We start from the raw sequence: 12,238 nt of genomic DNA, 5'->3' as shown, positions 1-12,238 counted from the left end.
TTAGTCTTTTCTTATACAGTTTTTGCCCACACGCCAGCCCTACTTGTGACATGCAAACAAGAGGTTTTTATTGAGTCAACATACACAGGTTTGGAATGAAAAAACCTTACTATATTCGGGGTTCTCATTCAATATACAAAACCGTGAATTACCTATATAAATCAATTCGTTGTCAACAATCACACAAGTACGGGCGGTGTACAAAAAATCCGGTGTAATGCGCTTTCAAACCATTGGCTCAAAGCTCGATCATAGATTAAACGACCTTTCAAATGTGCACAAGCAGGTTGAGCACCTTTTTCAGTCAATTTATGTGCCGAACGCACGACCAAACGCCGCATCATAGCGCGTGTAAATTCAGCATGGAACTGCAAGCCCCATGCATTGTTTCCATAACGAAAAGCTTGTGTAGGATATGTATTCCCTGTTGCCAAAAGCATTGCCTCTTTCGGTAAATCATAAATACCTTCATCATGGAAATGGTAGACCATCTCTGGCCAATTCATCAATTCCTTCCCTTGTGGGGTTGCTTCTAGTGGATACCAGCCGACTTCAACAGTCCCATCACTTCTTGTACCAACGCGCCCCCCTAGATTTCGCGCTAACATTTGTGCTCCAAGACAAATACCCAAAAAAGGCTTATTTTCCTTTAGTGATAACGAAATCCAATCAATTTCCTCACCAATATAGGCTTCGCTGTCATTCACACTCATCGGTCCCCCTAAAATAACAACGCCGGCATAATGCTCTAATGTATCAGGGAGTTTTTGTCCAAAAATAGGACGATAAATATCAAGAACAAAACCATTTTGTTGTAAAAATTTTCCCAACCGACCAGTATAGGTAGAGCGCCGATGAATAACGACAGCAATCCTTGGTTTGTTATTTTTTTGTTTTTTATCAAGACATCTCTGATTTAAAAACATTTTTTAACCAATCACCTCTGCTACCAAGCAAAACTTTATTTTTAAAGCATAAGAGAATAATTTTATTGGACAAGACTAACGATATTTTTTCTTCTAGGTCAATTGTTTCTTCTGAGAAAACATTCGTATTATCACATTGGTGCAATTTAAAATAAACGAAATTTTTTCCTCAATAAAGATGTTTCTTCTTCTGTTTTAACCCCTGGATCATCAACATTTAAGTGAGTTTGACTGAACATTTTTACATCTTTTTCTTTTATATCTTGTTTCTCCACCTGCACATTATGCAAACGAGAATCATCTATAGGTGTTAATTTTTTAAGCTTCTTATCTCCAACATCATCACTTTTTCCCATAACATACTCTTTGTCTTGCCTTTTCGACACAATATTGTCCGCCTCTAATGTGAGAGAAGGCATACAAGGAGGCGCCTTCCATTCAAAACAGCCCAAACGTCCACTGATTGGAGAAACCACTGACCAAGAAGAAAAAATGGCCCCATCACACATCCACACTGGATCACGTTCAGCACGAAGTGCTAAAGAAAGCCATTGACGCACAGCACCTTGATTGTTTCCCTGTGCCTCTTCAATATCTGCCAACAATAAATAAACACTTTCCCGTGGATGACATTGTAATGCTTTTTGTGCCTTCTCTCTTGCTAATGCTGTTTCACCAGCATCCAAAGCTGCTTTAGCAATAAGGAAAGCCGACTCAAATGCATCTTTATTATAAGAAGCAAGTGTCTTAGCCCTTTTCAATCGCCCAATGGCTCCTTCTTCTCTTTCAAGATAAAGCGCTCCCAAGTCAGGATGAGGCTCCTTTTGCCAAGCCGCTATAATCATTTTATCCGCTTTACGCGTTTCGTTTAATTTATAAAGAATATCAGCAGCAATAACTATTATTGGAACAAAATCAGGCGCCAATTTATGGGCTTTCAAAATAGCTTCACGTGCTTGTACAGGATGTGTATCAAACAAAGAAAGTGCCTGCCCACTTAGTAGTAAAACCTGTATATGCTGCCGCTCTGGAATCGCGCGAATAGAACGCGGGAGAGCTTTTTGCGTTCTTTCAAAAATAGTAAGTGCCTTATCCCATTTACCCTCAGTACTTAACCGATCAAGCACCGCCTGATGCGCCCATAAAAGTGCTGGCGATAAAGTCAGTGCCTCTTCAGCATATTGTTGCGCTGCCTCATAAGCTTTACTCTTCATTGCTTCACGAAACAAACCATAAAGTCCAACCAGTTTTGTCGGATCTTCCTTTCTCATCTCTTCATAAAGACCGATGGCGCGAACAGAGTCATTTTGTAAAGACAAGGTTTGCGCTTGTAAGAGTTTTACCAATGGCTCTTGTTTCCCTGCAAGATATTTAGCAACACGTGCTTCCATTTTTTGCGCAACCATACTATCACCAGCAAAAGTTGCAAGAATCCCCTTTGAAAGAGCTTCGTAACCACGCTTTTGATGGCGTTTATAAAAATAATTGGAAAGAGCATTCGGTATGGAAAAAAAGAAAGACAATAACCACCATAAAAGCACCAGCGTTACAAAAAATAAAATAAGCACACTTAACACTGTAAGAAATGAAGCAGAAAATCTGAAATGCAAAAATGTGAGAACAAAAATACCATTGTGATTAGCAACCCACGTGAAAGCTAAACCGAGGATACAAACAACAAAAATATAAATAAAAACACGTATCATCTTGGGCCTATTTACATCTTTGTTGCTTTAAAAGATCCTTGTTGCACAGACAATAACAATTGCTGCAACAACTGTTGAATAGCAATATGTCTTTCAAGCTGCTTAACAAAATCCATTGAAACATCTTTTGCACTTTGGGGCAATGATTGCCATTCGCTCAAAGCCTTTTCGTAATCACCAGCTTGAATGGCAACTTCCATGCGTGCCGCAATAGCCCCCAGCGTTGTCCCTTCAACATTTCCAATCGGTCGCGAAACAATGAGCCCTTTTATCCACGCTAAAATTCGGTCAAAAAAACCAGCATCTGACGCAACAAGATTTTGCGTACCAACAATTGCATCAGCAACATGAGCAAAATCAACTGAAAGTTGTGCTGAACTTGGAAGACCCACAGTAGCTGTTTTTTGCAACACATCAAGTCCATTAATCGAAGGCGATAATTGTTGTAACAGCTTTAATTCATTATTATAAGATCCACCACGCTCTACAGCATTTTTTAATGAACTAATTGCAGTAAAGAGCGCGGTATCTATTTCTTTTTTCTCACTATTTTTAACAGCAGTTTCTTCCTGTAGTGCTTCTAACTGTTGTTTTAACGCAGCAAGATCATTTGCATTGCTCTGCCCAACAGACAAAGCCGTCTCTATCTCTTTCGACTTTCTAACAAAAGTTTGTACAGTTTCTTCAAGAGCTTTTACTTTTTCCTCTAAAATCGCAAAAGCTTTTTTGCTTTCTTCTTTCGATAGTTCATCATTTTTCGTTGTTTTAAACTGTTGTGATGAAAAAGAAGAAAACTCTGTTTTTAACGTATCAATTTCTTGAAAGACCCGCCTCAATTGTTCCTTTGTGTCTTCACCTTGACTTTTTGCGGCTTCAGCAATCTGCAAAGCTTTTTCTCCTCTAGCAGAATTTTCCACAAAAGGAGAAGGAAAAAAACCAGCCCATTGAAGCCCCATAAAAATTCCCAAAGCAATGAATCCCCCCAAAATCCCAGAAAGGGATAAGAAAAGCCAAGTTGTACTAGAGATACTTTTATCCTGACCTTGCATATTCTGTTCTTCTCGCGCTTGAGATTCTACAGAATTATGGATTTTTTCCTCTGAATCATGGGGAACAGCTTCATGTTCAATAACTGGTTTCTTACGGCGCGTACCAGCATAATGTGGTTTAACTTTTGGTTTTGAAGAATCGACCATCTCTGTCACTTTTCGTGCACACTTTTTTTAATGATAAAATAATAAAATGAAAAAAGTTTTAAAAACGCAGCTTTTCTCAATAATATTTACAAGTATCGCCTTTAATAGACAAGTTTTTAAAAAACATTTGCATTTTATACTCGAAAATACAGCTTTATTTTTTAATCAACGATATCATAAAATTCAAAGAAAATGCCAAAACACATATTTTTCATAGAAAAAACAATTCTAAGAGAAATACTTTGCATCTTTTTCTGTTCATGGTACGCACGCAGGAAAGAAGCTTCAATATAAGGTTTTGTTTAAAATGCGTCTGCTGGGAATAGAAACAAGTTGTGATGAAACGGCAGCGGCTGTCATTGAATATAACAACGAATCAAACAGCCAAATTCTTTCCAATGTTGTTTGGAGTCAAATTGATCACCATGCACCTTACGGCGGTGTTGTTCCTGAAATTGCTGCTCGTGCCCATGTTGAAGTTCTTGATCATTTAATTCTGCAAGCACTAACAGAAGCAAACACAAAATTAAAAGATATTGATGGCATTGCAGCCACCAGTGGGCCTGGTTTGATAGGAGGATTGTTGGTAGGCGTTATGAGCGCAAAAGCACTCTCTCTTGCCACTGGCAAACCATTTATTGCGGTAAATCACTTAGAGGGACATGCTTTAACAGCCGTGTTAACGCACAACGTCAGCTTTCCTTATTTATTACTTTTAGTTTCAGGAGGTCATACACAAACAATCATTGTTCATGGAGTAGGCAACTACCAACGTTTAGGAACCACTATTGATGATGCATTAGGAGAAGCCTTTGATAAAACAGCAAAACTTTTAGGTCTTCCTTATCCTGGTGGATCAGCACTTGAAAAAGCAGCTTTATTTGGTGATAAAAATCGCATCCCTCTTCCACGTCCTTTAAAAGGTGAAAAACGATTAGATTTTTCTTTTTCAGGACTCAAAACTGCTGTTCGACAAGCCGCAACAGCCATAGCTCCTCTTACAGAAAATGATATTGCTGACATTGCCGCAAGTTTTCAAGCCGCCGTAACCGATACAGTACGTGATCGCGTTCACCTCGCTCTACAACACTTTGCCCACCAATATCCTCTCTCTCATGATCAAGAAAAGCGTTCTCCTGCTTTGGTTGTCGCAGGCGGTGTTGCCGCAAACCAAGCCATTCGCTCTACATTACAAGAACTTGCCCATCAACATGGCTTTGAATTTATAGCCCCTCCTCTTTCCTTGTGTACCGATAATGCTGCAATGATTGCTTTTGCCGGTGCACAAAAGCTTGCACGAGGAGAAACAAGCCCTCTTGATATTGCCCCTCGCTCACGCTGGCCATTAGATGAAAAAGCCCCCCCCTTGATTGGGATGGGTCGCCGTGGAACAAAAGCATAATAAAATTGACGTCCTACACACATCTTAAAGAACGAAGATTTCTACTCAATCCGGTCTATAGATAGTCCGAATTCTCTATCGAGCAGATTCCACCTGCTTCCCACTCACACAATTCACTTAACCCAAAGATCGATACGTAAACCTAAATATTCACCACACATTCTTAAAAACTTCATGTTTCAAAAAACTGCCTTATATCATTACACTTCAAATGACGGTATTTTACAGCATAATAAGACGCACTCTATCCCACAAAGCATAGATATGAATGCCATTCGTTGACCTCATCATCTTTGACCATTTATTCGTTTCATTGTCATTGTAATTTTAAAGCTTTTTAGAACCAATTTTCTTGCTAAATTCTCTCCAACGCAATGCTCCAATGATCCTATAGTAACTACATTTCAAACAGCAGCTGAAAAGATGATTAAGCTTCCACATGGCTGAGCAATTTTAAGTCTATTACTTCGATACACTGATATATTTTTCTGCTACAAGATAAGCAAAATACCTTTATACAACATAAAATATCAATGGAGCGCATTTTTCTATATACAAGTTATTTTGAAATAAGAAATTCTTTACCCCATTTTTAAAATTATCGTTAAGGATATTACGAAAATACTTATAAAAATCCGTATGATAAATACATAACAGTCTATGAAAAAGGAGAACTCATGGCTTATTGGCTTTTTAAATCTGAACCCCATAAATGGTCATGGGAGATGCAAAAGAAAAAAGGAGCTGATGGCGAACAATGGGATGGTGTACGCAATTATCAAGCTCGTAATAATATGCGCACTATGAAATATGGTGATAAAGGTTTTTTTTATCATTCAAATAAAGGTTTAGAAATTGTAGGAATTGTAGAAATATGTGCTGAAGCACACCCTGATTCTACAAGCTCTGATCCACGCTGGGAATGTGTGGACATCCGTGCACTTTGTGACATGCCAACACCTGTTTCATTAAAACAAATTAAAGCTAATCCCAAACTAGCAAATATGGTGCTGGTCAAAGCCAGCCGCTTATCAGTGCAACCCGTGACAGAAGATGAATGGAAAGAAGTCTGTTTGATGGGCAACCTTAAGAGGGAAATGCTTTTATCTTAAAACAATAATTTTTATTCATTAACTCATATAAAAAGATGCTTCATAGCGCAGAAGAATAAGCACAACACCTCCTTCTGTTGAGGTATTCTCATGCTAAATGCATAAATATGATATTTTTTTGTCATTTTTTATCCTGCACTCTTTCTCAATACAGTCTCCTTCCAAATTACACAAAAAACCTCTTTATGATGCATCTTTTCGGCATTGCTAAAAGCAAGGCTTACTCAACAATTATAATAAGCAACACCATGAACATAACACACAGCCCCTTCGCACACAAATGCAACGAAAAAACAAAACTGAACGTGGATAAAAAACAATAAAAATGATCGTGAAATTCTCCTAAACAGTGCATATGTGCTAGGTGTTGCACAATTCTCTTCACACTTAAAAAACGCATCATATTGCGTGTTTATTGTTTTGCATGTTGGACGAGTGCGCCTCATACCGCAGGATTCTCTCATTCCCAACCTGTTTTATATTGAATCAATCAAAAGCTATTTGCTTGCACATTCTAAGCGGAGAAAGTCCCATATAGATAAAAACGTGAAAGAAAGGACTTAAAATTCCTCCTATGAATCGTCTCAAGTGCCAAGAACTGTCCGCAACACCCACAAGCTGGCAAAGTGAATGATAGTGCCAGCTTGTTTCTCCATAAGCGTAAAGATGATGACACTCAATAGCTAAAACACCTTCTAGAACATAAAAAACGCTTCCAACCAATACGTAAAATACCCTGCAGACGGAATACCTTCTTTTCAGCAAGCAACCATTAGAAATTATAAAAGTTTATTTTTTAGAAGCACTCTTTTTTAATTTTTCTTGCATGAAATCTCATTTTTCATGAAACTATATCAATCAGTGCATCAACATGCCTATAAGGAAAAACATGAACCACTATACTCTTTTAATCGTTGAAGACGATGATCTACGCCCTATTTTAGTAGAACAATTGCAAATGCATCAAGAGTTTAAAATTTTCCAAGCAAAAACAGCAGAAGCGGGAATGAGAATAATCCAAGAAGAAAATATTGATCTCACTATTTTGGGATTTCAACTTCCTGATCTTGATGGCTACAAAGCCGTTAAACAATTACGCACCCAAGGATTTCGTGCCCCCATTATCATGATAATAAATTATGATACAGACTGTGATAATATTTTAGATCTTGAAACAGGCGCCAATGATTATGTAACAAAACCCTTTCGCTTTGCGGTGTTATTGGCGAGAATTCGAGCACAGTTGCGCCAATATGAACAAAATGAAGACGCAACCTTTCATATTGGTCCCTATACTTTTAAACTAAGACAAAAACTTCTTCTTGATCAATGCAACAATAAAATCTGTCTCACAGAAAAAGAAGCAGCGATCCTTAAATGTCTCTATCATGCCAATGATAAAATTGTCAGCCGTGAAACATTGTTAGAACAAGTTTGGGGATATAATGAAAATATTATCACCCATACTTTAGAAACCCATATCTATCGTTTGCGACAAAAAATCGAAAACGATCCCTCCAATGCGCAAATTCTCATAACAGATCAAAATGGTTACCGTTTAAATCTTTAATTCGAGATTTTCTGTTTCAAAAATAATTTTAATATTCTAAATGAAAACAGAAACGAGATGAAAAAACCTTCGCATATAATTCGAATGCTATTACATAGAACTTACTCTTATGACAAAATATATAACATTATGAATAAAAAACGAAATATTCCAACATGAGAACCAAAAACAAAAATGCTTTCAACCCTCACGATATACTTTGTAACTTCTGTTTCACATGCTTTTGTTCTTTCTAAAGTTTTTAATATGTTTCGCATATAAATAATCGTGATATCTTTTAGCAACATTCTTGATCATAACTATCATCTTTAGATGAGTGCTATTTATGATTATTTTTTTCAGAAAAACCGCTCCACGCACTGCTTTATCTCACATTCACTAACCTAACTTGAGAGATGTTTTTTATCTTTATAGTTTTCCTCCATTCTTTATGACTTTATCTCCTCTTAAGAGGTTATATAATTCATGATATAACGCTAAATGTTTATCCTAACGATAAAGCCACTGGGCATCACCATCTTTACGCTTATAAAAGAACAAGCCAGCACCATCACACACTTATGTTAGATCTCGATGTTGCAGAGGAGCCCTTGATACTTGAGATGGTTTATAAGAAGCATTGTAATCCTTCCTTGTACAGTTTTTAACCACCATAAACCATATTATGTAAGATCTCTTGGACTCTGCTATTTTTACGTTTACGAAGATACCAGCATTTTTTTCTTTTAAAATGTTTCCACTATTCATGAAATATGGTTCGGTATATAGATACTTGAGATTTTTATTCACATACCAATTCCACATATTAATGTACAAAAGAATATTTTTTAATTGTAAATGCAAAAAATTGAAATAAGAGAATGCCTCTATATTTGCGATTCTTATGACAATGACAAAATGATTAATTATCTTTATAAATTAAAATATTTCTTGTCTGTGGTGATAAAGCAGGAATAAAAATACGTCGCGACTGACGACGCTGTACGAGCAAACCCTGATAAACACGTTTTTGTGCCTGACACATTAAGAGTCCACCAAAATAAGGCAAAAGATAGCGAGCAAATGGCTCGTAAAAAAATGAGAGCAACCGCGAAAAATACCCCGTAGAGGGCATATAGTGTACAATTTCTTGTATTGGTCCAGAAACAAAATTTGTTTTTTCGAACAAACGAGTAATTTGTTGCCGACTATAGGGTTCGCCATAACCAAAGGGCGTAGTAATATTGCGCGCCCAAAAGCCAGAGCGATTAGGTACAATAACGATCAAGTGGCCATTGGGTGCTAAAACACGCCATATTTCATTCAACGTTTCAAATGAATTTTCTGTATATTCTAATGCATGTACCAATAAAATACAGTCAACTGACGCATCCGGAAGCGGCAAATCTTCTTCAAAAACAAGCGCTGTAGCAACTTGCTCAGAACAAGGCCAAGGCGAAACACCCTGAGAAGCTGGCATAAAAGCAAAACATTGTTGGGCACGTTCACGCAATGTAGAAAGATAAGGAAGTGCATAACCCAATCCCATAATCCGTTTATCCGTAAGATCAGGCCACCATAAATTCAATTGGTCACACAGCGTTTTTTGCACACGCAGTCCAAGTGCAGAAGCATAAAAATCTTTCAGCGTAACGATATCCAACTCAACATACCATGTAGAAACAAATTTCAAACATTACAGATTTTCATATACCAAACCTATATGGACTTCTGCTTTTTTTCCGCAATAGCGAACATTTCAATATTGCATATATTAAACTTAAATGATTAAAAAATCAGTACAACAGGATGATTATTGCCTTACAAGCACTTTAATCATTTTTTTGGAGATAAACCCCATAGAGGTTCTTCATATACTGTTTTTGACATCAATTAAGAAAAAAGCCAACACTGGTTAATTAAAATGAAGCAATCTTTCAAGATAGTTTTTTTCTTCTTCTGAAAGATGCTCTTTACCAAGACGTTTGCGAATTTCATCCAAAATCTGCCGCGTACGCATTTGATCACTTTCTTGTGGTAGTGCCTCGCCTTCTTGTTCTTCATCTGTTGTTGAAGAAAGTGGACGTCCTAACGGATCTTTAGGACCAAAATCAGCATTTTGATCATCTCCCGTTTCTTTAAGTGTTTCGCGCATTTTTTTCAAAACATTTTGTGCACCTTGCCTCAAAGATTCCAAAGCATCAGACTGATTTTGTATAGATACCTGATGATTTCCATTATCAAGCGCATTTTCCGCAGAATTCATTTTTTCTTCTGCCCTTTTCAATGCGCCCCCTGTTTCAAATCCTTGTTCTGATAATTCTTTTTCTAATGTTGATAATTCAGATTGCAATTCAGCTTGACGTTTTTTTAAAGATTTTTTTTGTGTTTCCGGTACATTTTCTCCGCGTTTTTGTTCCATCTCTAACTGATGTGTTTCATTGAGAATTTCTTGCTGACGACGCATTAAATCTCCAAGCTGGTCCATCTTTTCTTTCATTTGTGCAGATTGGCTTTTTTCTCCCTCATTTTGATTGCCTTTTTGCACATGCAAATGATCAAGCGTCTGTTCAACTTCCGCCAAGAGTTGTTCAGCTGCTAAAGAAGAGCCTGTTTTAGCCATTTCCTCAATTAAATTTAGCTTTTCTTGTAATGTAGCTTCAGAAAGATTAGGACTTTTTGAGCTTTTAGAAACTTGACTATCCGGTGCTTTTTCAGCCAAAGCACGAATATACTCATCCATAGCTTGACGTAAATCTGCCATAAGCCGTTCAATTTCTGCCGCTGAAGCACCGTAACGCAATGCATCACGTAAAGCAGCTTGTGCTTGTTTTAACTTTTTTTGCACGGATTCAAGTTGATTGTCTTCAATACCCAAAGCAATTTGCCATAAATAATCCACCACATCGCGCAAATCCTCGTCTGTTTGTGCTAAAGAAAGTCTTGTCCACGCACTTTGTAGAACAATAAAATGCGATGCATTTTGCAACCCCTTTTCTGGACGTACAAGCAAAGCAGAAAGCATATCAAGTACCCGCTCTCGCGCTAAAGGATTAAGAGCTAATAAACGACGCAGTTCAACCACTGCGCGTGCAACAGGATTCGAAAAAACACGCTGTGGTAATATCATAACAAAAGTTTTGCTACGCCCTTTCTGCCCCGCACCATCTTCTGCCACCAAAGTAATTTTGACTTGCGAACCCGCCCATGGATGCGCTGATATATCCTGTACCATTCGCATTTTCCCCTTTCCACCACGCGGAAGAAGAAGTTCTATTTCCGGAGCATTATAAAGAGAAGAAGCACTTTTATTCTGAGGAAGAAAAGGCTCTATTTCAACAAAAGCCTTTGTCACACCATAATCATCATCCACCACATATCGTAACTCCAATGATCCCGTTAAAATCCTCCCTGGTTTTTCCAACCAATGAATTGTTGGAAGCGTGTCCTTAATTATCTGCAAATGCCATTGCTGTTTTTTACGACGTGATGATACAAATAAATTTATTGGATGCTTTAAATGTGTTTCAAAATGAACAATTGGATCATTCAAAGCTGTTTGTTCCGTTTTCTCTGAAAACGAAACTTCCCTCCCATCTTCTACAGACTTTGCTTTTACTGTAATGCCAGCCCCATTGACAACACGCACAACAACATTACTCCCTTCAGGGATTTCTAGTTGTGTTTTCTCATCTTTTGTCAAATAAATCGGTGCCACACCGGTATAAGCAGGTGGTGTTACCCAAGCATCAATCCGCATGAGTTTTTCATCAACGATAGGACGAAAATCAAAGGCATCAGCCAAACGCCCCCCTTGTGAACCAAAAGAAAAACTAAAAGCGCACACAAAAAGAAGAGCACACAAAGCCCTCAAAGCTAAAGGATCATAATCCGCACTATTAAGAGAGATAAATCCAGTTTTTAAATGGTATAATTGCTTTGCCATTCGGCGTTGATGTTCACGCCAAATAACAGCACTAAAATCTTCATCATTTTCAGAACATAAACGATCTGTCTGAATATTCAAAGGCTGGTGTCTAAGATCATTGACGCGTTCAAGGCGGCAATTTACTTCCCGCATTGTGGGAAACCGAAAACGAATAAGAAAAAATAAACTCGCCCCAGCACAAATAAGTATAACCCCAAGTAAGAGCAAATGTGACCAATAGCCCAAAATACCAAAAAGTCCCAACCAGCTAAACGAACAAAAGAGACTAAGAACGAGGAAAAATGGCAACAACCGTACCCACATCCGTTCAAATGAAAGGATCCCCCACATCAAAATGCGCACACACAAAAGCTTCATTGCAAAACCTTTGATGTTTTTATTTTTCATAAACAAGCATT

At 37.7% G+C, this 12,238-nt stretch carries 8 protein-coding genes; 3 read left to right on the top strand and 5 right to left on the bottom strand.

Going from position 1 to position 12,238, the window contains the following annotated elements; all coding sequences use genetic code 11:
- Nucleotides 1–179: 179 nt before the first annotated feature.
- The 3 genes from ACFINK_RS06320 to ACFINK_RS06310 all read right to left on the bottom strand — a co-directional run bounded on the left by ACFINK_RS06320 (nucleotide 180) and on the right by ACFINK_RS06310 (nucleotide 3,828).
- Nucleotides 180–926, bottom strand: coding sequence for a glutamine amidotransferase (locus tag ACFINK_RS06320; RefSeq protein WP_375638436.1), 747 nt, complete (start codon nucleotides 924–926; stop codon nucleotides 180–182).
- A 146-nt stretch (nucleotides 927–1,072) separates the two neighbouring features.
- Nucleotides 1,073–2,632, bottom strand: a complete 1,560-nt coding sequence (locus tag ACFINK_RS06315) for a heme biosynthesis protein HemY (RefSeq protein WP_375638435.1) — start codon at nucleotides 2,630–2,632, stop codon at nucleotides 1,073–1,075.
- Nucleotides 2,633–2,643: 11 nt separating this feature from the next.
- Nucleotides 2,644–3,828 carry a hypothetical protein gene (locus ACFINK_RS06310; protein WP_375612223.1) on the bottom strand — a complete coding sequence of 395 codons (1,185 nt, stop codon included), beginning with the start codon at nucleotides 3,826–3,828 and terminating at the stop codon, nucleotides 2,644–2,646.
- 307 nt (nucleotides 3,829–4,135) lie between these two features.
- Here ACFINK_RS06310 and tsaD point away from each other — a divergent pair, with 307 nt between their 5' ends.
- The 3 genes from tsaD to ACFINK_RS06295 all read left to right on the top strand — a co-directional run bounded on the left by tsaD (nucleotide 4,136) and on the right by ACFINK_RS06295 (nucleotide 7,912).
- Nucleotides 4,136–5,230 (top strand): tRNA (adenosine(37)-N6)-threonylcarbamoyltransferase complex transferase subunit TsaD, encoded by a 1,095-nt coding sequence (tsaD, locus tag ACFINK_RS06305; protein WP_375638434.1) that lies wholly within the window; start codon nucleotides 4,136–4,138, stop codon nucleotides 5,228–5,230.
- A 677-nt stretch (nucleotides 5,231–5,907) separates the two neighbouring features.
- Nucleotides 5,908–6,342, top strand: coding sequence for an EVE domain-containing protein (locus ACFINK_RS06300; protein WP_375612221.1), 435 nt, complete (start codon nucleotides 5,908–5,910; stop codon nucleotides 6,340–6,342).
- Nucleotides 6,343–7,231: 889 nt separating this feature from the next.
- Complete coding sequence (locus ACFINK_RS06295; protein WP_375612220.1) at nucleotides 7,232–7,912, top strand: response regulator transcription factor; 681 nt, start codon at nucleotides 7,232–7,234, stop codon at nucleotides 7,910–7,912.
- A gap of 901 nt (nucleotides 7,913–8,813) precedes the next feature.
- Here ACFINK_RS06295 and ACFINK_RS06290 read toward each other — a convergent pair.
- Together ACFINK_RS06290 and ACFINK_RS06285 are read right to left on the bottom strand one after the other, a co-directional pair.
- Nucleotides 8,814–9,584 carry a class I SAM-dependent methyltransferase gene (locus tag ACFINK_RS06290; RefSeq protein ID WP_375612730.1) on the bottom strand — a complete coding sequence of 257 codons (771 nt, stop codon included), beginning with the start codon at nucleotides 9,582–9,584 and terminating at the stop codon, nucleotides 8,814–8,816.
- A 222-nt stretch (nucleotides 9,585–9,806) separates the two neighbouring features.
- On the bottom strand, nucleotides 9,807–12,227 hold the full coding sequence (locus ACFINK_RS06285; RefSeq protein ID WP_375638433.1) for a TIGR02302 family protein: 2,421 nt from the start codon (nucleotides 12,225–12,227) through the stop codon (nucleotides 9,807–9,809).
- Nucleotides 12,228–12,238 lie beyond the last annotated feature (11 nt).

This window comes from Bartonella sp. AA16NXGY (genome assembly GCF_042197325.1).
Taxonomy (GTDB): Bacteria; Pseudomonadota; Alphaproteobacteria; order Rhizobiales; family Rhizobiaceae; genus Bartonella.
The sequence above is the reverse complement of the archived record's forward strand: the minus strand, read 5'-3'. Positions and strand labels throughout refer to the sequence as shown.